The sequence below is a fragment of the Limnobacter humi genome, assembly GCF_024518835.1.
Taxonomy (GTDB): Bacteria; Pseudomonadota; Gammaproteobacteria; order Burkholderiales; family Burkholderiaceae_B; genus Limnobacter; species Limnobacter humi.
On the sequence record NZ_JANIGO010000007.1, the window covers coordinates 28,528 to 48,894 of the forward strand.

22 protein-coding genes are annotated in these 20,367 nt (G+C 55.8%); 11 read left to right on the forward strand and 11 right to left on the reverse strand.

Annotation, left to right across the window (positions count from 1 at the left end; translation table 11 throughout):
- Positions 1-29: 29 nt before the first annotated feature.
- From NQT62_RS15145 to NQT62_RS15155, 3 genes are all read right to left on the reverse strand, one after another.
- Positions 30-1,019, reverse strand: coding sequence for an alpha/beta fold hydrolase (locus NQT62_RS15145; protein ID WP_256765590.1), 990 nt, complete (start codon positions 1,017-1,019; stop codon positions 30-32).
- 135 nt (positions 1,020-1,154) lie between these two features.
- Positions 1,155-1,667: a DUF2796 domain-containing protein gene (locus tag NQT62_RS15150; RefSeq protein ID WP_256765591.1), complete on the reverse strand. Its 513-nt coding sequence runs from the start codon at positions 1,665-1,667 to the stop codon at positions 1,155-1,157.
- Between the two features lie 38 nt (positions 1,668-1,705).
- Positions 1,706-4,765 (reverse strand): parallel beta-helix domain-containing protein, encoded by a 3,060-nt coding sequence (locus NQT62_RS15155; protein ID WP_256765592.1) that lies wholly within the window; start codon positions 4,763-4,765, stop codon positions 1,706-1,708.
- 191 nt (positions 4,766-4,956) lie between these two features.
- Between NQT62_RS15155 and NQT62_RS15160 the strand changes: the two genes are divergently transcribed.
- From NQT62_RS15160 to NQT62_RS15170, 3 genes are all read left to right on the forward strand, one after another.
- Positions 4,957-5,316: a c-type cytochrome gene (locus NQT62_RS15160; RefSeq protein WP_256765593.1), complete on the forward strand. Its 360-nt coding sequence runs from the start codon at positions 4,957-4,959 to the stop codon at positions 5,314-5,316.
- A gap of 11 nt (positions 5,317-5,327) precedes the next feature.
- Positions 5,328-6,605: an NAD(P)/FAD-dependent oxidoreductase gene (locus NQT62_RS15165; RefSeq protein ID WP_256765594.1), complete on the forward strand. Its 1,278-nt coding sequence runs from the start codon at positions 5,328-5,330 to the stop codon at positions 6,603-6,605.
- A 709-nt stretch (positions 6,606-7,314) separates the two neighbouring features.
- On the forward strand, positions 7,315-8,085 hold the full coding sequence (locus NQT62_RS15170) for an esterase/lipase family protein (protein ID WP_256765595.1): 771 nt from the start codon (positions 7,315-7,317) through the stop codon (positions 8,083-8,085).
- A gap of 22 nt (positions 8,086-8,107) precedes the next feature.
- Here NQT62_RS15170 and NQT62_RS15175 read toward each other — a convergent pair whose 3' ends face one another.
- The 3 genes from NQT62_RS15175 to NQT62_RS15185 all read right to left on the reverse strand — a co-directional run bounded on the left by NQT62_RS15175 (position 8,108) and on the right by NQT62_RS15185 (position 10,203).
- A complete protein-coding gene (locus tag NQT62_RS15175) occupies positions 8,108-8,491 on the reverse strand; it encodes a 5-carboxymethyl-2-hydroxymuconate Delta-isomerase (protein WP_256765596.1) in 384 nt (127 codons plus the stop codon).
- 249 nt (positions 8,492-8,740) lie between these two features.
- Positions 8,741-9,670 (reverse strand): alpha/beta fold hydrolase, encoded by a 930-nt coding sequence (locus NQT62_RS15180; protein ID WP_256765597.1) that lies wholly within the window; start codon positions 9,668-9,670, stop codon positions 8,741-8,743.
- An 80-nt stretch (positions 9,671-9,750) separates the two neighbouring features.
- Entirely contained in the window at positions 9,751-10,203 is a 453-nt protein-coding gene (locus NQT62_RS15185; RefSeq protein ID WP_256765598.1) for a thioesterase family protein, read from the reverse strand.
- Between the two features lie 171 nt (positions 10,204-10,374).
- On the opposite strand from NQT62_RS15185, the gene NQT62_RS15190 reads away from it, so the two are divergent.
- From NQT62_RS15190 to NQT62_RS15215, 6 genes are all read left to right on the forward strand, one after another.
- Positions 10,375-10,587 carry a hypothetical protein gene (locus NQT62_RS15190; RefSeq protein ID WP_256765599.1) on the forward strand — a complete coding sequence of 71 codons (213 nt, stop codon included), beginning with the start codon at positions 10,375-10,377 and terminating at the stop codon, positions 10,585-10,587.
- Between the two features lie 3 nt (positions 10,588-10,590).
- A complete protein-coding gene (locus NQT62_RS15195; protein WP_256765600.1) occupies positions 10,591-11,370 on the forward strand; it encodes a hypothetical protein in 780 nt (259 codons plus the stop codon).
- 432 nt (positions 11,371-11,802) lie between these two features.
- Positions 11,803-12,030, forward strand: a complete 228-nt coding sequence (locus NQT62_RS15200; RefSeq protein WP_256765601.1) for a hypothetical protein — start codon at positions 11,803-11,805, stop codon at positions 12,028-12,030.
- Between the two features lie 154 nt (positions 12,031-12,184).
- Positions 12,185-13,309 carry a beta-ketoacyl-ACP synthase III gene (locus NQT62_RS15205; protein WP_256765602.1) on the forward strand — a complete coding sequence of 375 codons (1,125 nt, stop codon included), beginning with the start codon at positions 12,185-12,187 and terminating at the stop codon, positions 13,307-13,309.
- Positions 13,310-13,417: 108 nt separating this feature from the next.
- Positions 13,418-13,834 (forward strand): hypothetical protein, encoded by a 417-nt coding sequence (locus tag NQT62_RS15210; protein ID WP_256765603.1) that lies wholly within the window; start codon positions 13,418-13,420, stop codon positions 13,832-13,834.
- On the forward strand, positions 13,831-14,340 hold the full coding sequence (locus NQT62_RS15215; RefSeq protein WP_256765604.1) for a hypothetical protein: 510 nt from the start codon (positions 13,831-13,833) through the stop codon (positions 14,338-14,340). Before NQT62_RS15210 ends, NQT62_RS15215 begins: the two co-directional genes overlap by 4 nt.
- Here the strand turns inward: NQT62_RS15215 and NQT62_RS15220 are convergent.
- Positions 14,328-15,101: a glutathione S-transferase N-terminal domain-containing protein gene (locus NQT62_RS15220; protein WP_256765605.1), complete on the reverse strand. Its 774-nt coding sequence runs from the start codon at positions 15,099-15,101 to the stop codon at positions 14,328-14,330. The two genes, NQT62_RS15215 and NQT62_RS15220, sit on opposite strands and share 13 nt — an antisense overlap.
- A 110-nt stretch (positions 15,102-15,211) precedes the next feature.
- On the opposite strand from NQT62_RS15220, the gene aroQ reads away from it, so the two are divergent.
- Positions 15,212-15,643, forward strand: coding sequence for a type II 3-dehydroquinate dehydratase (gene aroQ, locus NQT62_RS15225; RefSeq protein ID WP_256765606.1), 432 nt, complete (start codon positions 15,212-15,214; stop codon positions 15,641-15,643).
- A gap of 14 nt (positions 15,644-15,657) precedes the next feature.
- Here aroQ and NQT62_RS15230 read toward each other — a convergent pair whose 3' ends face one another.
- Entirely contained in the window at positions 15,658-16,698 is a 1,041-nt protein-coding gene (locus NQT62_RS15230) for a DUF475 domain-containing protein (protein ID WP_256765607.1), read from the reverse strand.
- A 156-nt stretch (positions 16,699-16,854) separates the two neighbouring features.
- Between NQT62_RS15230 and NQT62_RS15235 the strand changes: the two genes are divergently transcribed.
- The gene (locus tag NQT62_RS15235) at positions 16,855-17,760 is read left to right on the forward strand and encodes a substrate-binding domain-containing protein (protein ID WP_256765608.1); all 906 of its coding nucleotides are present in this window, start codon (positions 16,855-16,857) and stop codon (positions 17,758-17,760) included.
- 35 nt (positions 17,761-17,795) lie between these two features.
- On the opposite strand, the gene NQT62_RS15240 is transcribed toward NQT62_RS15235, so the two are convergent.
- Genes NQT62_RS15240 through NQT62_RS15250 form a run of 3 tightly spaced genes read right to left on the reverse strand, consistent with a single transcriptional unit; the run spans position 17,796 to position 20,133 of the window.
- On the reverse strand, positions 17,796-18,638 hold the full coding sequence (locus NQT62_RS15240) for an ABC transporter substrate-binding protein (protein ID WP_256765609.1): 843 nt from the start codon (positions 18,636-18,638) through the stop codon (positions 17,796-17,798).
- Between the two features lie 30 nt (positions 18,639-18,668).
- Entirely contained in the window at positions 18,669-19,433 is a 765-nt protein-coding gene (locus NQT62_RS15245; protein WP_256765610.1) for an ATP-binding cassette domain-containing protein, read from the reverse strand.
- Positions 19,426-20,133 (reverse strand): ABC transporter permease, encoded by a 708-nt coding sequence (locus NQT62_RS15250; RefSeq protein ID WP_256765611.1) that lies wholly within the window; start codon positions 20,131-20,133, stop codon positions 19,426-19,428. The genes NQT62_RS15245 and NQT62_RS15250 overlap by 8 nt, the downstream gene beginning before the upstream one ends.
- Between the last annotated feature and the right edge of the window lie 234 nt (positions 20,134-20,367).

A 20,367-nucleotide genomic window follows, 5' to 3' on the forward strand; every position in this document is an offset into this window, starting at 1 on the left:
CCCGGTCATGAACCGACCGGGGCAGCTTTTTAAGCGTGGTTGGACCAGAAGCGCTGAAGGGCTTTGGCGGTGCGCAGGGGAGTTTCGACCATGGGCAGGTGGCCCACGTCATCAAACAGCAGCACCTCGGCGTGGGGAATGATCTCGCCGTAGGTGAAGGCGCCGGTGTAATGCACCAGCTTGTCTTCCTTGCCCCACATGATCAGCGTGGGCGACTGATTGGCCGCCATGCCTGGCAAGTCGGTGCTTGGGGCGTGCACCAGCATTTGGTGAAACAGGTGCCGGTTCACGTGGCGGCGGTTGATCAGGTCTTGCGCCATCAACGGGGCCAGTGCCAGGGCAATCGCCCTGTTGTGAATGGCCAGGCTCATCAGGGTGTGGGCACCCGCCAGGCTTTCCACAATCATGGGGTTTTTGCCTTGCTTCAAGCCCGCCTCAAACCGGGTGTGATCCGCCCCTTTGCCACCAGCCGGGTTCATCAGGCAGGCACTTTTGAACAAGGCTGGGTGGCGTCCGGCCATCAAAGCGGTAATCAGCCCACCCACTGAATTACCCACCACGTGGGCCGGCGCAGGCACATGGGCCGTCATCCAGGCAGCCACACGCGCCACTTGGTCATCCAGACCATATGTAAGGTTCGCGTTGAACTGGCTCTCACCCCAGCCGGGCAGGTCCAATACATACAGTCGGTGAGTTTTGAGCAGAAACGGCACCAGCGACAGCCAGTTTTCCTTGTTGGATGCAAACCCATGGAGCAACACCACGGCGGGGCCATCGGCCTTCCCGCCTTCCAGCCACACCAGGTCATGGTCCAGCACTGGGGCCGATTGGCGACGCAAACCGGTCACACCTTTGTGCAGGGTATTGATCAACGGCACCGCGGTGCGTTTTTTCCATTGGCGAATCTTCAAGCCATGGGGTGGCCGCGCATGGAGCAAATAGCTGGGCGCCACGTCGTTCAAAAACGCGTGTTCCAGTGTGTGCAACCCCAGCAGGTCTTGTTCAGGCATGTGGCCCATACGACAAAAAACTCCGTTCAATGGATGGAAAGCATTCAATCAAACAGTTGTTTGATGAATTGAATGTAACATTGTCGGATGTAAAGGTAATGGTGTGCCCTTCTCAAGTCAATTCAATTTTTCGGAGGGTATTCACTAATATTGGAGGCGAAACACCGCCGATGCTGGGTTCAGGCGGGCTTCAAAGCGGCGTTTTGGCAACACGGCTTGGGCACGCAGCTCGGCCATGAGCGGAAATAGCTTGAACAAGCCCACATCCAGTTGCTGCAAAGCGGCCATGTTGTCGCACTGGTACTCCCAGCGCATCAACACATCCGAATGCGGTCCCACCGTGTGCCCTTGGTGATCATCACCCGGGGCATGGCTGTGGGGGTTGAGTACATCGGAGGTCAATGCCAGATCAACCCGCTTGCAGCGGCTTTCCGGATTGAATCGCAAGGCGGTTTCGGACCGCAAAAAGGCAACGGCCCGTTTCACCTTCTGGCGGTCTGCATCGCTGGCCGGTGCCGCCTCGGAACCCAGCAGGTTGTAGAGCGGCCCCGACAGCACCACTGACAGGGCATTGCCCTCGCGAATCACGTCCAGCTCACCCACACCATGCACATGGGTGTCGGCGGCTCCCTGCCCGGCTTGCACCGGGCTGGCCATGGTGCAACACATGGCCAGGCTCAACATCACACGCCGCATTACTTTGGCAGCACGGGCAAACCACCCACCAGCGGCAAGCCACCGCCCGACTGGTTGTTCTCCTGGCAGGCATCGGCGTTCTTGTAGCTGGCATCGATGACCGTATTAATCCACTGCGTGATCAGCGTCACGGCCTCGTCCTGCACCACACTGCGGCCCAGTGGTGGCATCTTGGCTGCCAACTGAACAGCCTCTGGCCCAATCCGGTAAGGAACAATCGAATCATTGGCCTGGCCGGGGTGAATATCATAGAGGCGGTTGCCACGGCCTTCAGAACCACTGGCGGTTGGCTTCTTGCAAATACCGTAAGTGCTGTCCACTGCACGGAAGGCATCCACATAGAAACCAGTGTTGGAGGCCTGACCATTTTCATTGTGGCAATGCGCGCAGTTCACTTCGATCCATGCGCGGGCCCGGGCCTCAATGTCAGCCTTGGAGTTCGCTGGTTGACCGGAATCACCGGGCACGTTGAACTTGGGCAGGTGTGGCACGTTTTTGGCCACCTGCTTGTCATCCAGATTGAAGCTGTCCGGGCAATTGGTCATCAGGCCCGTGTCGCACATGAATTTCAACTGGTTTTTGCCAGTCACCGGGTGAGAGGCCTGCCCGGTTGGCATCGGCGACTCATTCAGGTAAGCACGGTTCAAATTGCGCGGCTTGGGCCCAATCGGTGAAGAGCCAGGCTCTTTGTCATTGTTGGCATGGCAAATTGCGCACTGTGTGGCGTTGGGAAACAGGTAAGCATTGGTTTGCCCGGTGTGGCGAACACCAGAATCGGTATCGACATAATCCCACTTGGCCGAACCTGTGCCACCCGACTGGGTCAGCACTGCTTTGCGCTTGCCATCGCCACCGTCCTGCCAAATGTATTCCAGACCTTCCCAGTACTTCTGTCCGTCCTTCCGCTCACGCTTGATGAGCAGACGGGTTTCATAGGGCGTTTCAGTCTTGGCCGTTTGGTCGACGAACGTGAATGTTTTGGCAATGATGGTACCCACCGGGAATTCAATGGTGGAGGTGACACGCCGGCTTTCATCGGTCAGGAAGCGTGCACTCTTGCCCTCTGGAATGTACATGACCCGGTGTTTCACCGCGTAATCCGTGAACAGCTTGGAATTGAGCGTATACGGCATGCCCTGGCCATTGGGCTTGCTGGTGGGGTCGTCGGCTTTGGAGAAGAGGTTGTATTGCGACAACTCATTGCAGTTCACTTGGTAAGCGGCTTCATTGACCACGCCGGCCTTCAAGGGTACTTCGCACAAAGCTTTCACGGCTTCGGCAGCAGGCTCAGGCGCATACTGACCACTGGGCACAAAAGGCTCAAACTCAAAGTCGGGCAACTTGGGCAAGTCGGCACCGAAACGGGCTGCACAATTGTGCTTGCTCAAGTCGAATTCGGATGCAAATAGCGGAATGCCCGATGCAATGGCTGACACATATTCCACCGAGAGGTTTTTGCTCGGGTCGTTCGTGTTCAAGTTGACCAACGCATCCAGACCGCGTGTGCCGTGGAAGTTGGCAAATGAAATACTGTCCGCATCAAACTTGTTGTTCGGGTTGATGCAACTGAACCACCAGGCGGGCACCTTGCGCTCGCCATTGGGCTTGAACTTGTAGGCGTTGTAACGGCAGGCTGGATTGGGGTTGGTGTTGCCCTGAATGGGCTTGCCGTCGGCGTCCACCGCCACTGGCTTGCCGTTTTTGTCCAATGGCAGGGCGCAGTTCTGGTTCAAGGTGTCCTGATAGCCATCCCACACAATGTGGCCGCCTTTGTACCCTTTGCCACCGGCTGCGTTTTTCAGCCCCACCACCATCGGGAAAGCACTGCTAATCTGGGCGCCCTGCGTGGCCAGAATGGTTGCAAAATCTGGCTGGGGCAGGTCATTGCCGTTGTTCTTGAAGGTGTTGTTGAAAATATTGACCGCCTCGGAATACACGTCCATGCGGCGGTCGCCGGGGTCACCCAACATGTCATAGCTGGTGAGAATCACACCAGCGGTGCCGTTGTTCTCGAACACGTTGTCGTAAATATCGATTTTGTCGTAGGCCAGCGTAATGAGCCCCGACCCACGCGGCACGTTGGCCACAATCGAACCTGGCACGGCAAAGTTGTAAGTGTTGTTGTTGCGGGCGATGTTTTTGTGCACGCGCGAACGGCTGCCGTACTGAGTCAGGTTGTCCAGGTCGTAAACCAGGAAACCACCCGAATTACACTCGGCCACGTTTTCGAGGTATTCGCCGTCCTGCACGTTTTCAATCTCGAAACCAAACACGTTGAATGCTGCACGGCTATTGCGGATTTTCGCAATGTTGGTTTGACCCACGTAAATGCCCGCATCCGAGGCGCCAATTGATTCGGCACCATCCACCAAAATATTGCGGGATTGCACCGGATAAATGCCATAACGGCCTGATGCGGTGGAAACGGTGTAGTCCGGCGACGTGTTGTCACGCTCCAGCGGATTTGGGTTGTTCGGGTTGTGGCGGGCGGGGTCGGTGCATTTCACCTGCACCGCGGTTTTAAAGTTGGCGGCGGTGATGGGCACTTCCTGCGGGGTCTTGCGTCCGCTACTCCAGATGGCACGCACCCGCAACAAATTGCCATGGTTCACACCCTTCATTTTGTAGGCATCGCCTGGGGAATCCGCAATGGTCAGGTCGCGAATGGTCACACCCATCACGTTGGAGGCCAAAAAGCCTTCCTGGGTGTTGCTGTCCCGAAAGGACAGCACCGTGTCATTGATGCCGCAACCCTCAATCACCACGTCCTCCGTGGCTGTGATCTGAATACCGGTCTTCAGGTCAAAAAAACCGCAATCGAATTTGAGGGTATCCTTGGGTTTGAGCTGCACCATGGCTTTGGTCATCTCGTCGGTGGCATTGGGCCCCGGCTTGATCAAAAACACACGGCCGTTGGATTCAGCGGGCGTTACGGTGGTGCCTCCACCCGATTCACCGACCGTCGTCGCGTCTCCGCCGGACGACAGGCAGCCACTGAGCAAGGCCACAGCAGCCAAGGTGGCCACAGTGGTTGCAGCGTTCAAGGCAGGTTTGAACATGTTGTACCTCTTCTCTGAATTTGCTGATGCGAAATGCTGCTTTTGGGTTGGGTACTGCTCGCCTATACTGTGTTACCGGCATGTGACGACATTGGATTGCAACCAATGTCGTCTAATTGACACTATTTCAAATTCAACGGGCTAAATATTTCACCGGGCGCCAGACCCGGCTTGTTGCTTGGAGGCACCACATGCACACCCTCATCCACACCGGCGTCCGATGGATCGGACTGGCTGGCATCAGCATTTGTTTGATCAACCCGGCCACGGCCGCCAAGGACAGCGCCGAGCGGGCGCAAGCGGAACTTCGGGCGGCAAGCCTGGTGGCCACTTGCGCCAACTGCCACGGCACAAACGGCCAAGGTGTAACAGGGTCAGCCGTACCCGGCCTGGCCAACCTATCGGCGGAGTACATCGCCACCAACATGAAATGGTTCAAGACTGGCGAGCGGCCAGCCACACTGATGCACCAGTTGGCCAAAGGCTACACCGATGAGCAGATTGAACTCATTGCCACCACCATCGCCAACACCTTTGGCAAACAGAACTGAAGGAAGCCACCATGCAACGTCGTGAATTTTTGCAAGGCAGCGCATTGGCTGCAGCCACTCTGTTGGGCAGCCTGCCACTGTCAGCCATCGCCAGTTCAGCCAAAGGCAAGGTGGTGGTGATTGGCGGGGGTTATGGCGGCGCAACCGCGGCCAAATACATTCGCCTGTTTTCCAAAGGGCGGGTTGAGGTCACCTTGATTGAACCCAACGCCCAGTTTGTATCCTGCCCCATGTCCAACCTTGTGGTGGGCGGTGTGCGGCAACTTCAGGAGATCACCAACCCTTACACGGGCCTCTCCAAACACCATGGCGTGAAGCTGGTTCGGGATTATGCGGTGGGCATTGACCCCGACAAGCGCTTGGTGAAACTCAAGCAGGGCAAAACCCTGCCCTATGACAAGCTGGTGCTGGCCCCCGGCATCGACCTGATACACAACAGCATTGAGGGACTGGAAGCAGCTAATGCCACTGGCGCCACCATTCAAGCGTGGAAGGCCGGGCCAGACACGATTGCCCTGCACCAACAGATTGCCGGCATGCGGGACGGCGGCAATTTCCTCATCAGCATACCCCTGGCCCCCTACCGGTGCCCACCCGGGCCCTATGAACGGGCCAGCCTGGTGGCCAATTACCTGAAGCAGCACAAGCCGAAGTCCAAGGTCATTATTCTGGATGCCAACCCGGATGTGATCTCCAAAGGCAAATTGTTCAAGGCGGTGTGGGAAAGCCAATACAAAGGCATTCTGGAATACCGCGGCAACCACAAAGTGACCGGCGTGGACGCCGCTACCAAAACCGTGAAGTTTGAATTTGAAGAACCGGTACAGGGCGAGGTACTGAACCTGTTGCCCGACATGCGGGCCGGGAAACTGGCCGTGGACCTTGGCGTGGCCAACCTCAATGGCCGTTGGGCCGATGTGAATTACCAAACCTTTGAGTCCAAGGTGATGCCGAATGTGCATGTGATTGGTGACTCGATTCAGGTCGCCCCCCTCATGCCCAAAAGCGGCCACATGGCCAACAGCCATGCCAAAGTGGCGGCGGCAGCCATCGTCTCGCAACTGAGCGGCTGGGAACCCAACCCCACACCGTTGCTCAACAACACCTGCTACAGCTACATCAACGCCAAAGAAGTCATTCACGTGGCCAGTGTGCATGCTTACAACGCCGAGAAAAAAACCTTCTTGACCGTGGAGGGCTCCGGTGGCGTATCCGCAGGGCCAACCGAATTGGAAGGCCAGTATGCGTGGAGCTGGGCTCAAAACATTTGGGCGGATACCTTGGTGTGATGTATGCTCGATTTGAACCCGGGCTCATGGTTTGAGCCTGGGTTTTTGTTGCCCTCTCGTAAACTATTGGCTCAGTCCAGTTGAGAGCCTCCAGCAACACCGGTAGCCCGTGCCGAACGCCCCCCGACAGTAAAGGTTGCCCCGCGCATGTCGAACCGTCCCGAGAACTCGCCACTGCGTGGCTCAGACATCTCGGTCCGTGTGTTCGAATGCTGTGCGGGTCAAGCCGATCGGGGGTCTGACTGTTCGGCGCCGGCTATTGGTGTTACTGGGGTCCATGTGCATGCGGCGATGCGCGGTTCACCTCCCCTGTAGCGACATTCAGGACAATCTGCAAAACCGTGACAAGCAGGCGCGGTGGGACAAGCTCAACGAGCTGGCCCAGAGGTCGATTCCCGACCGTGTTTTTTGGAGGGTCGACCTCAGCGATCGCGAGGCTCAGGTTTTGAACCACAGATTGGCCGTCGCCAAGGGGAATGACCGCGCAGTGGCGCAGTGCCGCAGTCCCAACCTCACCAAGCACATCAACCACACCGTGCCGAAAAACCACACCCTCAAGCCACAACCTGGCCCAAGACTTGCTCAAGCCATGAGCAAATGCTCAACTAAACCTGAAAACTGTCGTTATTCAGGAACAAGAACCGAGCAAACCAGACATAGAGTAAAGACAATAACAAGCGCACAGCACGCCTGAAGCAAGGAGATCCGCATGTCCGCTCGACCACCTGTTCAAACCGTCGGCCCACTCACACTGGGCGCCGCCGCCAAAGTCGCTGTCCGCGAGGGTTACCTCATGGGCTTAAGCTTCCTGTTCCGCCAACGAGTTCCCAGTCTGCTGCCCACCTACAGCTCAAACTTCCACAACCGACAGTTGCCACTGGTGGTCATGGTTCCGGGCTACATTGAACGACCAGGCTGCTTTGCAGCGCTGTACGAGGAATTGGTGTTTTCAGGCCTGCGGGTTGCCCTGTACACACCCCGCTATGTGCTGGCCTCGGTACGGGACATGTCTGCGGACTTTGGCCGGTTCCTGGACCATTTGGTGGCAAAGCCAGAATGCGAGAACAGCGCGATCTACCTCTTGGGTCATTCCATGGGAGGCCTGATTGTGCGCAAAGCCATGTCCAGCCGGTGGGACAGTCATGCCCAAGTGCAACACCTGTTCACCTTGGCATCACCCAACAATGGAACCAAAATGGCCCACCTCGGCATCGGTGACTGCGTGGTGGACATGATGCCAGGCAGCGTTTTTCTACAGGAATTGAACAGCGAAGACCGGCATCAACGCCACCGCATGAGCAGCATTGTGGTCACCCCCGACGCGCTGATTCTGAGCCCCGAATTTGCCCAATTGGCTGGCGCCCAGCACCATCACATCGATGCGTCTGGACACATGGCCGTGCTGGATGATCCCCGCCTGGCCTGGATCTTGAAACGCCAGTGCCAAATCGACAACCCGCATCAGTTGTTGGGTATTTAAGCGAACAACCCACCCAGAGGCCCTAGGCCTGGGGTTGTTTGCCAATCACTGACTTGAAATACAGTTCCGACTCGATTTCAACCACTTCAACCGTGATTTGCACCTGCAGGTGATCAAACCCCGCCAAGCAACGCTCCAGCGTTTTCTGCAAGAGCAAACCCAAATGCTCGCGCAGGGAAAATTCACGCCCACTCAGCACAGCCAGGCGAGCTGCCACAAAAGCGTGGGTTTCGTCCTCGTGGCTGTCCACCCCCACCCGGAAACTGTCGCAACGCACCACGCGCGACTTGATGTCGGAATCCATGAACAAGCCAGAGGCCATCAACGCCCTGTTGGCCTGTAGCAGAAGCCAGGATTCATCCAGGCCCTGCAGATTCCCACTGGTGTGCACAATCAGATGAGGCATGTTTTCTTACAACACCATGAAAGTTCAAAGAATTGTCTAGTATGAATCATCTACAAATTTGCTTGCCGCACAAGCCGGGGAAGCACAAAATACTGACATTGATCGCTGTAACAGTGATCAACCTCATGTCTCCTCTTCTCCGCAAGCGAGAAAGGTTAGGCCGGCTCCCAAACAGGTGCCGGCTTTTTTTTGTCTGCTGGTTTTACTGGCGGCAGACCAGAACGGTTTCGTTTCACAACAACAACTCGCTCACGGGCGAGTTTGGAAATGAGTGCTTAACAATCGGGCCACTTCAACGGGTTGATCATGGTGCAACATGTGGCCAGCCGCTTGAACAATGCTGCACCGCCAGTCTTTCACGCAGTCAAATCGTTTGCGGAAGGCGTCAAAATCCACGGGTTCGCCGGCTTTGCTCAACCACAAGCCAGCTTCTGTTTGTGCAGCCTCCACATGCAGCACCGGGGCTTTGATGGCAGCCCAGCTGGCTTGGGCCTCGGCGAGTCGATAACCAATCGGATTCATGATTTTGTGCGCCGGGTCACCGAGCAGTTGGTAAGCATCGCCCACCGGTTTGGCCCAATACTGCGCCAAAAACAGTGCCTTGTCAGTGGACAAACGGGCATTCGTTTTTTGCAGGCGAGCGGCCACTGCATTCAAGTCCGGATAATCGCGCAACTGGTGGGGTATTTTCAGCTCATCCAGCCATTTGGCATAGCGCGTGGGGGCCTTCTCGGCCGGGGAGTCCAACATGCCGAAGCCCTCTAGATTGACCAGTGTCTTGATGCGCTCTGGCCGAACACCCGCGTACAACATGGCAATGTTGCCGCCCATGCTGTGGCCCACCAAATGAACCGGGCGATCGGGCGATAACTGGTCCAACAGGGCATCCAGGTCCGCCAAATAATCGGGAAACCAGTACGAACGCACACCCGGACAACCCTGTGCCACCGGCCAGTCCGACTGACCAAAACCCCGCCAGTCGAGGGCCACCACGCGGTAAGCACCGGCGGTCTGCTCAAGAAGGGAGTCCACCACAAACTGGAAGCTGGCCGCCATGTCCATCCAGCCATGCACCATCACCACCAAGGGTTTGTCTTGGTCTCCCCAGCACAGCACATGCGAGTTCAGGCCGCGCAAATCAAGGAATCGTGATTCGGGAAGATACCGGGGTTTGTACATGGCAAGCGTTCGAACAATCGTTTGAAAACTCGATGACTGTACAACACCTGCTGGCCACCGGGTTGAACCAGCTCGCCGGGTCAGTGATTCTTTTTCCGCGCCAAGGCTTTGGAAAAGGTCTCCAGCACGGCGGCCGGCATGGGAACCACCTTGCTGTGGGCATAGTTGAAAAATACAAAACCCGACTTGGCCAGGGCAATCAACCGGCCATCCGCAGGCCGAGTGATGCGGAAAATAATGTCGCATCCGTACGTGTTGAAATCCATCACCCCCACCTCAAAGCGCAGTTGGTCACGCGCATGCGCCTCGCTTTTGTACATGGTGGCAAGGTCCGTGACGATAATCCCGGTTTTGTCGGCGGTGATTTCTTCCACACCAAAGTGGAATAAAAAGCGTGCCCGCGCCTCTGAGATCATGGAGATCATGGAATCGTTGGCCAGGTGATTGCCCGCATTGATGTCGGTGATTCGCACCGTGAGCTGGGTTTCAAAAATAAATGCGTCATCGGAAAATTGCAGCTGCAGGCGGGCCATGGTGTTAAACGAACGGTGTCAACAAGGTTGGAGTGTACGTGGATTGTGCAGTGCAATGCAGTCGACTCAATTTGACCTTCCCTTCTAATCGCCGGCGGGCTTGGGGCAGTCTGGGGATTCACGGTTATCATTCATCAAAACGTCACACCACAACAAGGCACGGAGACACACATGCCCAAACTAGACCCCGCATTGCTGGAGGCCATCGGACAACCGATGCCCGAGCTTGAAAAACTGAGCGCAGCCGACCAGAAGAAACTGGCGGCCGACTTGGCCCATGCCCACAAACAACACGACGCCACCCTGAAAAAAAGCATGGACGACGCCATGGGGCACATTCCATTCCTGCTGCGCGGTGCAGTCAAAAAAATTCTGGGGCTGTAAATCATGGACCGAAACACCGAACTCCGCCGCCTGGCACAAGCCCTGCATAAAACACCGGAAGACCTGGGATACCTGGACAAACTGGATGCACTGGCCTTGCAAAAGGTTCGCATCAGTTTTCAAAACTCATTGCTGAACAAGTTTGGCCATGTGTTTGAAAAAATCGCAGGTGCGGGCAAGCTGGCCCCGGACTCCATTTCAGCCACCCTGTGTACCAAGGTATTTGGTCCCATGATCACGGCCAATATGTCTTACTTCACCCCCATGAGCAAAGCGGTCAGCCTGTGCAAGCTGTTTGATGCCGACTTCATGGCGGATGTGGCCCGAGAACAGATCCCTGAAAAATCCGTGAGCATGCTGGCGGAATTGCCGGTCGATCAGCTCAAGCGTGTGACCGCCAAACTGGTTGAACAGGGTGAGTACCATGTGCTGGGTGGCTTCACCGATTACATCCCAGAGAAGAAAGCACTGGAGATCATGGAAGTGATCACCGACCCGGCGGCCAACCTCCACATTTCCTTTTATGCGCAGCGCAAAGACCGTGTGGCGAAAATGGCCGCCATGCTGAGCGATGAAAAGCTGGTGGAACTGATTGCTGCGGCCTACACCGATGACAACCTGTTGGTGGAAGTGGGCTTGATCACCGCGGAAATGGACGCCAAAGCGCAGCAGCGCATGGCCAAGTTGACGGACAAGGTCAACAAGACGTTCCGCGCGCAGGGCAAGGCCGTGGCTGAGAAGATGGGCTATGCCGACCGATTGAAGGCCTTCTTCGAGGCTTGATGGTGTTGTGAATAACCGGGCTCATGGGTTGAGCCTGGTTTTATCAATGCCCGGCCTGTTTGATTGCGCCCCGCAACGCCAGTGGGTCTTGCTTCTTTCAGACCCCCAGCAACACCGATAGCCCGTCCTTCTTTCAAGCCCCAGCAACGACATTCAGGACAATCTGCAAAACCGTGACAAGCAGGCGCAGTGATTGGCCCCAAGCAAGAATGAACGACAGAGCACTTTCGTTCACAATTAAAAAACTTTTAATAACTATTTAATAACAATGACTTGAAAAATATTAGAGCGATCATTCAAGCAAAAAACAACATCGCATATTGATTTTTAGTGCACAACTGTACACAATTAATCCAAGCAAACAACACATCGTTTGCTGGGGTTAAAAGCGGGGCCCCGAACTTTCCCGCAATACAGTACAAGGGATACACCATGAAACAGTTCATCGACTCCATCGTTCGCACCCCTGGCGTGTTGTTCATGTCCATGCTCGCCACAGGCTTCACTGTCAACGCCGGCGTTCAATTCATCAATGGCACCAACCTGGAAGGCCCCAATTTGCTGGCTGCAGGTTGTCTGCTCATCGGTCAAGCCGCGTTGGTGATTGTTCAGCAACTGCGCAAGGTGGGCGAAAACCGCCCCGCCCTGTCCCTGCAATAATGGGCGAACGTTTATCCTGTTGAGTTGGGTCGGCCCAAAAAGCCCAGCCCAATTCAACAACCCAATCCACGCTTAAAATCCCCTCGTCGCTGGTCTTTGGCTTTATTATTGCAGGCAGATTTCAAAAACTCTGTCTTCCACCAAGGGCTTTGCTATGCAGAAAGTGGCCATCAGCGGCACGGGTATGTTCGTTCCCGATCACATCATCACCAATGAAGAGCTTGTGCAGTCGTACAACGCCTATGTGGTCAAATTCAACGCGGCCCACGCAGCAGCGATTGAGCGCGGTGAAATTCAACCCCTGTCCGAATCGTCCGCTGCATTCATTGAGAGCGCCTCGGGCATTAAGCAACGCTACGTGATCGAGAAGGAAGGCATTCTCAACCCAGATCGTTTGCATCCCTACCTGAAAGAACGCCCCAACAGCGAGCTGTCCCTGATGGCTGAAATTGCGGTGGACGCCTGCAAGAAGGCCATGGCCGATGCGGGCAAAACGGCTGCCGATGTGGACGCGGTGATTTGTTCTGCCTCCAACATGCAGCGCGCCTATCCGGCCATGGCGGTCGAAATCCAGTCTGCACTGGGCATTCAGGGTTTTGGGTACGACATGAACGTGGCCTGTTCATCGGCCACATTCGGGATTGAACAAGCCGTGAATGCCGTGCGCACCGGCACGGCCAAAGCAGTGTTGGTGGTCAACCCGGAAATTACCTCGGCTCACCAGGCCTGGCTGGACCGCGACTGCCACTTCATCTTCGGCGATGTGTGCACCGCTGTGCTGGTGGAAAAACTGGAAACCGCCAAACCGGGTAGCTGGGAAGTGCTGGGCACCAAGTTGGCCACGGTGTTTTCCAACAACATTCGCAACAATTTCGGGTTCATGAACCGTTCTGAAGACGCCGACCCCCAAGGCCGCGACAAACTCTTCATGCAAGAAGGCCGCAAGGTATTCAAGGAAGTGTGCCCCATGGCGGCAGAGCACATGAGCAGCCACCTGGAAACCCTGGGATTGAACTCTGCCCACGATGTGCGCCGCTACTGGCTGCACCAGGCCAACCTCAGCATGAACCAGTTGATTGCCAAAAAACTGTTGGGCAGCAAAGAGTTTTCAGCCGATGTGGCCCCGATTATTCTGGACGAGTTCGCCAACACCGCCTCGGCGGGTTCCATCATCGCCTTTCACCGCCACAATAAAGATTTGAACACTGGCGACGTCGGCGTGATTTGCTCATTCGGTGCCGGCTACTCGATCGGTAGCGTTGTTGTGCGGAAACATTAATCGGATTCCGCTGAACATCCCCCGAGTTCACTTCATCGGACTGGGTGTTTCTACTCATCACATTGAACGTGTTTGAACATCGCGCCGAAACCATGGAGCGAGCGAAAAATGTTCAATATTGAGAAAGCAGTGTCAACCCTGATCAGTTTGGCATCTGCAACTCCCCAGAGTAAGTGTGCTTTGCACATCAGGCTTGCACTGGACGCAGGTGGGGTAATGATTAGGCCAACAATTGGTCAAGCCAAGTTGTTTAACCCGATACTTGAGCGATACGGCTTCAAAAATATTCGCTTGACGAAGGGGGTCTTAATTGACAATCAAGATTGTCGTCGATACAAACCTGAGCTGGGTGACATAGCCGTTATCCCCAACGTTCCTGGTGGTCGTTCTGAAGGCCACATTGCCATGTTCACCGGCGAATTTTGGTACTCCGATTTCAAACAAATCGATATGTGGGGTGGCGCATTGTATCGTCAGGTTTCTCCAGACGTCGCAATTTTCAAATACGCAGGCGATCCATCATGAAAAGACCTATCCAAGCGCTCGTCAGCGCCCTGGTATTCATGCTTTGCTTGTCCACCTCGTTTTCCACTCAAGCCGTCGAGCGTGACTCGAGCGCAGTGCAAGCGATACAAGCGTATTACTCAGAAATCTATCGTAGCGATTCGACGACATCGTCACTGGACAAGCCTGAACGTATATACGCCGAGCCACTTCTCCAACTGATTCTTCAAGAACAAAAAAAACAGGCCACCAGCGGTGAACTGGGACAACTTTCAGCAGATCCACTCTGCAGCTGTCAGGATCCGAGTGCAGTTGAGGTCAGAAATATTCGATCGATGCCATCGCGAAAAAAAATTCAGCGTATTCAAGTCGAGTTGAATGTGTCAGGTCATACGGAATTCATCACGCTCCAGGTGGTGAAACTGTTCCGCATTTGGAAGGTCAGGGATGTCTCGACCCAAGACATCCCCAGTTTGAAACAGAGCTTACTCGCGGGACAAAACGCCCAAGTCAATCAAACCCCGTAGGTTTTGTCCAGATATTTCAAAATATCGTTCGACTCGTACATGGCCACGCCCGTGTTGGGGTCGATCAGGTAAGGCACTTGAACCTTGCCGGTCTGTTCGGCCAGCCACTGGCGGTTGGGTGTGGTGCCCTTCGGTGCCTTGAACAGCTTGTCACGGAATGCCGGTGGGCCCATGTCGGTCATGGCGCCCTTGGCGGTATTTTTCAACACATACGGAATTTCAAGTTCGCACAGGCGTGCGCGCACAGGCTTGGAAAACGGGCTGGCTTCAAAACTGTACAAAATCAAGGGCTGTTCAGGTGCCTTGGATGGACGTGCCTTCATGCCAGTCAAACCACCAGGCCTTGCATGAAAAACACTGGACAATATGGATGTTCCGACCGCCAACTGCCGCCCCAAACCGGTTTGTGCACGCACCTTGCCCTCATAGGTGGTGGCAATGTAGTCAATGATGTTGGCGGATTCATTCATGACGACACCGGTGTTGTCATCCACCAGCATGGGAAATGTGGTGTTGGGAATCAGGGCTTTGGCTTCAGGACGGAAGCGTTTGCCACCGGCTGGACAGGGCAAAATCATGACGTCCAAGTCCATTTCGGACAGGGCTTCGCGTACCAAACGGCAGTAAGGGCTGACTTCAATGTCGTACAGCTTGAGGATTTTCTCCGGGGTTTTGCGGGCGCGTCCGCGCACCAAGGTGCAGCGCCAGCCGCGCACTGTGCCTGAAAAGAGGTTGATGACTGCATCGATTTGGGTACTCATGGTGTCTGTCTCGTGTGTTGTGTTGTTGCACACGAGTGTAGCCCAAAGCCCGCATGGACTAGAATGCAAGAATTGCAATTAGAAGTGCGCCACCAGACTCGGAGATTCCTGTGAAACGACTGCTGCTCATCAATGGCCCCAACCTGAACCTGCTGGGCACCCGCGAACCGGGTGTGTATGGCCACATGACCTTGCTGGACATTGAAAAGGCGCTACACCAACAGGCCGAGCAGGAAAAGTTTGAGCTGCTGACTTACCAAAGCAATCACGAAGGCGACCTCATTGACCGCATTCACAAAGCCAAGGTGGAAGATGTAAACGGCATCGTGATCAACCCTGGCGGGTACACCCACACCAGCATTGCCATTCGCGATGCGCTGGCGGGTGTGGCCATTCCCTTTGTGGAAGTGCACTTGAGCAACATCCACCGGCGGGAAGCCTTTCGGCACCACTCCTATTTGTCCGACATTGCAGAGGGTGTGATTTGCGGGATGGGATGGCTGGGTTATTCGTATGCGCTAAAGCACTTGAACGCCAAGTGATTGACTGTTGCCGGCTAACCCCGCCGTGCCCGCACCGACGACCCATACGCCGCCACGATAAATGCAATACCAATCACCCCGGTAACCACTTCGGGAATGTGTACCTTGGTGCCCACAAACATGATGGCGGCCAGTACGCCAATCGCATAGTGAGCACCGTGCTCCAGGTACACATACTGCTCCAGCACACCGCGCCGCACCAGGTCAATGGTGATTGACCGAACAAAAATAGCGCCAATGGCCAGGCCCAGCATGATGATGACCACGTCGCGCGTGATGGCAAAAGCGCCCACCACACCGTCGAAGCTGAAGCTGGCATCCAGCACTTCCAGGTACAAGAACGCAGAAAAGCCCATCTTCCCGACCGTGCTGGTGAGACCACCCGCGGTCTTCTCGCCAGTCATGGCTTCCATGCGCTGTTCAAACAACTGGTCCAGGGTACTGATGGCCACAAACAGCACCACGCCGGAAACGCCGCTGAGGAGCACCTTGAATTGAAGGGCCGGGTCAGCCACCAGCGCGGTGACAGAGACCGCAATCAGCGCCAGCAATGCGTTCATGCTGTCCAGTTTGCCCAATTCAATGAGGCGGCTTTCCAGGGGTGTCAACCAGAAAATCTCGCGTTCGGGGTCCAACATGAAGCCCAGAAACACCATTAACAGAAATGAACCGCCAAACGTGGCAATCATCGGGTAGGCGTCAGTCAATACCTTGCCGTACTCATCCGGATTGTTCATGGCCATTTGAACCACCGCTGAATGGTCCAGGCCCGTAATCACTGCCACGATCACAATCGGAAACAGCAAGCGCATGCCAAACACGGCAATCAAAATGCCGATGGTGAGGAACATTTTTTGCCAGAACGGCGTCATTTGCCGAAGCACTGCGGCATTCACCACCGCATTGTCAAACGACAGTGAAATTTCCAGAATGCCCAACACAGCCACCAGCCACAGGGCGGGCAACATGCCCATGCCTGTGTGATGCCCCCACCACAAGGCCAATGCGGTGCACACCGATGAGAACACCAATGAAAATCCGTAGGTCTTGAGCACAGCCTGCATCCTGAAGGTCAATAAACCGTGCCAGTGTAAACATTCCTGCCTTGCCGTCAACCCGGCTTTAACACCTAAGAAAAATCGGGGGGATTGAATCTGTTAACCTTGACGGGTGTGTAACGCACCCCACTGCCCTCACCAATCCGACACAGCATGCCCAGCAATCCTGACAGCCCGGTCACACCCGAGTTTTTCACCACCAAAGAGGTGGCGGACATACTTCGCCTGAAGGAACGGAAAATCTATGAACTGGCCTCGGAGGGCCGGGTACCTTGTGTAAAGCTGACTGGCAAACTGTTGTTCCCCAAACAACCTTTTTTGGACTGGGTGTCCCGTCACGACAGCGCCACACCGACTGCGCCACAAGCTCATGCAGTGCGCCCCAGTGTGTTGGCTGGCAGTCATGACCCCTTGCTGGAATGGGCCATTCGGGAATCCAATTGCGCAATCGCCTTGCAACTGGACGGGAGTCTGGCCGGGCTGGATGTGTTTGAACAGGGTTCAGCCATGGCAACCGGTTTGCATGTCATTGACTCCAACACGGGCGAATTCAACCAGCACGCTGTATCAACCCGTTTCGACCAACAGCCCGTGGTGCTCATTCAATGGGCATGGCGCCAGCAAGGATTGATTGTGGCGCAGGGCAACCCCATGAACATTCAAGGGGTGGCTGACTTGCCCGGTAAACGCATCGCACTGCGACAATCCGGGGCGGGGGCCAGCATTCTTTTAAACACGTTGTTGAGCGAACAGCAGATCGCCAGGGAATCCATTCACACCACGGCGATATGCCGAACAGAAAGTGAGGCCCTGGCTGCAGTGGCCAGCGGGCAGGCCGATGCCGCACCCGGTTTGGAATGCATGGCCGCACAGTTTGGGCTGGGGTTTGTGCCAACACGGCAGGAGCGGTTCGACCTGTTGGTGGACCGTCGAAGTTTCTTTGAAAAGCCTTTTCAAACACTGCTGGGTTTTTCGCGAAGCCTTGCTTTCAGCACCAAGGCAGCGCAGCTTCGGGGTTATGACACCACCGGCCTGGGCTCGGTGGTGTGGTTGGCTTGACAACCCGCTGACCTCTCAGCCATTCAACATTGATACTAGCCCTTGGCCTTGGGCGCGTTCGGGAAAAACATGGGCTGGCCATTCAACTGAAAGCCAGTGATGGTGCTTTGCCCTTTGGCAGACAACAACCAGTTGGCAAAGGCGTTGGCATAATCCGTTTTTACATTGGGGCATTTCGCCGGGTTCACCACCGTCACGCCATACTGGTTGAACAGCACCGGGTCGCCCTCCACCACAATTTTGTAGCCGGCCTTGTTGCCAAAGGCCAGCCAACTGGCCCGGTCCGCCAAAATGTAGGCGCCCATGCCCACGCCGGTGTTCAGTGTGGCACCCATGCCAGAGCCTGTCTCGCGGTACCACTTGCCGCTGGCTGCTTTCACATCCACGTTGGCGGCCTGCCAAACTTCCATTTCCTTTTTGTAGGTGCCGCTGTCGTCGCCACGTGAGGCAAACAGTGCACCTTTTTGCGCGATGGTGGCCATGGCCTTCACCACATCTTTGGAGCCTGCAATACCGGCTGGATCACTGTTGGGCCCCACGATCACAAAGTCGTTGTACATCACATCAGTGCGCTTCACACCATAGCCTTCAGCCACAAACTTTTCTTCGGCCGATTTGGCATGGGCCAGCAGCACATCCCCATCACAGTTCATCGAGTTTTTAATGGCCTGGCCCGTACCCACCGCCACCACACGCACTTGAATGCCGGTCTCGGCCGTGAACTTGGGCAGCAAGTAATCGAATAACCCACTGTTTTGTGTGGAGGTGGTGGACTGCACCACGATAAACTTGTCCGCCGCCTGCGCAAGGCTGGCTGTGGCCATGGTGGCGGCTGCCAATGAAAACGCGGCAACCGCGCGAGTAAAACGGTGCATCATGGTGTGTGTCTCCTGTGTGTACAACATCAATCAATGAATCAACAATTCACCCGCCAAATAGGCGTTGGCCTGGGGGGTGGATGGATTTTTCAAGAATTCGGGTGTGGGCAATTTTTCCAACACGCGGCCCTGGTGAATAAACACCACTTCGTCTGCAATCCGCGCAGCCTGCCCCTGGTCATGGGTGACCACCACCACCTTCACGCCACAGGCGGACACGCGGCGAATCAGGTCTTCAATCAGCGCAGTGGCTTGCGGGTCCAGGCTTGCGGTGGGTTCATCCAGAAACAGCACGCTGGGGCGCGATGCCAAGGCCCTTAACAGGCAGAGGCGCTGCTGCTCGCCGCCGGACAGCCGCCTTGCAGGCGATTTCAGCAGGTTTTGCAATTGCCCCAACGCCAGCAATTCAGCCAAGCGGATTGGTCGCTCGGTGGCATCCAGACCGGCCACCTTGAGCGCATGCAGCAGGTTTCCCTCCACGGTTCGGCGTAACAGCACCGGCCGCTGAAACACCATGGCGAATCGATTGCGGGGTAAATACCGGGATGACCCGGCCAGTGCGAAACCCGAATCGGGTTTGACCAAACCGGCCAACAGACGAAGCGCAAGGCTTTTGCCAGCGCCGTTGGGGCCCATGATGGCGGTAATGCCGGTGTTGTCCAGGCTTAAGTTAAAGTCGTCGAACACGGTTTTGGTCCGAAACCGCAGACTGATGTTGCGCAGCGTCAACGGCAGCAAATCTGCGGATGTAACCGCTGGTGCCAACAAGCGAATGTCCGTGTTGACCTTAAGCATAGGACATGCGCTCCGCGGTCTGTTTCAACACAAACAGGCTGCCATTGATCAGGATGGACAACAGGATCAGGATAAACCCCAGGCCCAAGGCCAGGGCCAGCTCGCCCTTGGACGTTTCCAAGGCGATGGTGGTGGTCATGACGCGGGTAACGCGGTCAATGTTGCCACCGACAATCACCACCGCACCCACTTCGGCAAAAGCCCGTCCCAAACCGGCCAACGCGGCTGTCAGCAGCGAATAGCGCGCATCCACCAGCAGCGTCCACACGGTTTGAAAGCGGGATGCATGCATGGAGCGCAGCAGTTCATCGTATTCCGCGTGCAGGTCTTCAATCACCTGCCGGGCCAGCGCCGCCACAATCGGCGTGACCAACACGGTTTGGGCGATCACCATGGCCGTGGGGGTGTACAACAGGCGCAAATAACCGAATGGTCCAGCGGCTGACAGCATCAAATAAATGCACAGCCCGACCACCACCGGCGGCAGACCCATGAGCGAGTTGAGCAGCACCACGACACCCATCCGACCTGGAAAGCGGGCCACGGCCAGCAATGCCCCCAAGGGAAAACCGATGACGCAAGCCACCGACACGGCCGTCAAGGTGACTTGAAGCGACAGCGAGATGATCTCAACGAGTTTTGGATCGGCCGAGCCGATCAGGGTGAAGGCTTGTACAAACGCCTGCTGAAAGTCTTGCATCCCAACAACCTGTTCGCAGTTTGGTTTTTACGCACAAACCTGCATATTTTTTGTATACCTGGAGTTTAGTTGTAAAAAATGCAAAAGTCAGCACAGAAACGCGCTGTAAAGGTCAAACCAAGGGAAAACGAGGACGTGAAAAAAGGCAGGTGCAGCAAGCCCTTGGGCCGGTGCAGTCTGCCGTAAACCGGTCGAGGTGTTGGACCTCAACCGGATGCTTGGACGAGAATTCGG

Excerpts from the sequence above, each read along its gene's own strand:
- NQT62_RS15145 (WP_256765590.1), bottom strand. The coding sequence starts at position 1,019 with ATGGGCCACATGCCTGAACAAGACCTGCTGGGGTTGCACACACTGGAA.
- NQT62_RS15150 (WP_256765591.1), bottom strand. The coding sequence starts at position 1,667 with ATGGCCAGCCCGGTGCAAGCCGGGCAGGGAGCCGCCGACACCCATGTG.
- NQT62_RS15155 (WP_256765592.1), bottom strand. The coding sequence starts at position 4,765 with ATGTTCAAACCTGCCTTGAACGCTGCAACCACTGTGGCCACCTTGGCT.
- NQT62_RS15160 (WP_256765593.1), top strand. The coding sequence starts at position 4,957 with ATGCACACCCTCATCCACACCGGCGTCCGATGGATCGGACTGGCTGGC.
- NQT62_RS15165 (WP_256765594.1), top strand. The coding sequence starts at position 5,328 with ATGCAACGTCGTGAATTTTTGCAAGGCAGCGCATTGGCTGCAGCCACT.
- NQT62_RS15170 (WP_256765595.1), top strand. The coding sequence starts at position 7,315 with ATGTCCGCTCGACCACCTGTTCAAACCGTCGGCCCACTCACACTGGGC.
- NQT62_RS15175 (WP_256765596.1), bottom strand. The coding sequence starts at position 8,491 with ATGCCTCATCTGATTGTGCACACCAGTGGGAATCTGCAGGGCCTGGAT.
- NQT62_RS15180 (WP_256765597.1), bottom strand. The coding sequence starts at position 9,670 with ATGTACAAACCCCGGTATCTTCCCGAATCACGATTCCTTGATTTGCGC.
- NQT62_RS15185 (WP_256765598.1), bottom strand. The coding sequence starts at position 10,203 with ATGGCCCGCCTGCAGCTGCAATTTTCCGATGACGCATTTATTTTTGAA.
- NQT62_RS15190 (WP_256765599.1), top strand. The coding sequence starts at position 10,375 with ATGCCCAAACTAGACCCCGCATTGCTGGAGGCCATCGGACAACCGATG.
- NQT62_RS15195 (WP_256765600.1), top strand. The coding sequence starts at position 10,591 with ATGGACCGAAACACCGAACTCCGCCGCCTGGCACAAGCCCTGCATAAA.
- NQT62_RS15200 (WP_256765601.1), top strand. The coding sequence starts at position 11,803 with ATGAAACAGTTCATCGACTCCATCGTTCGCACCCCTGGCGTGTTGTTC.
- NQT62_RS15205 (WP_256765602.1), top strand. The coding sequence starts at position 12,185 with ATGCAGAAAGTGGCCATCAGCGGCACGGGTATGTTCGTTCCCGATCAC.
- NQT62_RS15210 (WP_256765603.1), top strand. The coding sequence starts at position 13,418 with ATGTTCAATATTGAGAAAGCAGTGTCAACCCTGATCAGTTTGGCATCT.
- NQT62_RS15215 (WP_256765604.1), top strand. The coding sequence starts at position 13,831 with ATGAAAAGACCTATCCAAGCGCTCGTCAGCGCCCTGGTATTCATGCTT.
- NQT62_RS15220 (WP_256765605.1), bottom strand. The coding sequence starts at position 15,101 with ATGAGTACCCAAATCGATGCAGTCATCAACCTCTTTTCAGGCACAGTG.
- NQT62_RS15235 (WP_256765608.1), top strand. The coding sequence starts at position 16,855 with ATGCCCAGCAATCCTGACAGCCCGGTCACACCCGAGTTTTTCACCACC.
- NQT62_RS15240 (WP_256765609.1), bottom strand. The coding sequence starts at position 18,638 with ATGATGCACCGTTTTACTCGCGCGGTTGCCGCGTTTTCATTGGCAGCC.
- NQT62_RS15245 (WP_256765610.1), bottom strand. The coding sequence starts at position 19,433 with ATGCTTAAGGTCAACACGGACATTCGCTTGTTGGCACCAGCGGTTACA.
- NQT62_RS15250 (WP_256765611.1), bottom strand. The coding sequence starts at position 20,133 with ATGCAAGACTTTCAGCAGGCGTTTGTACAAGCCTTCACCCTGATCGGC.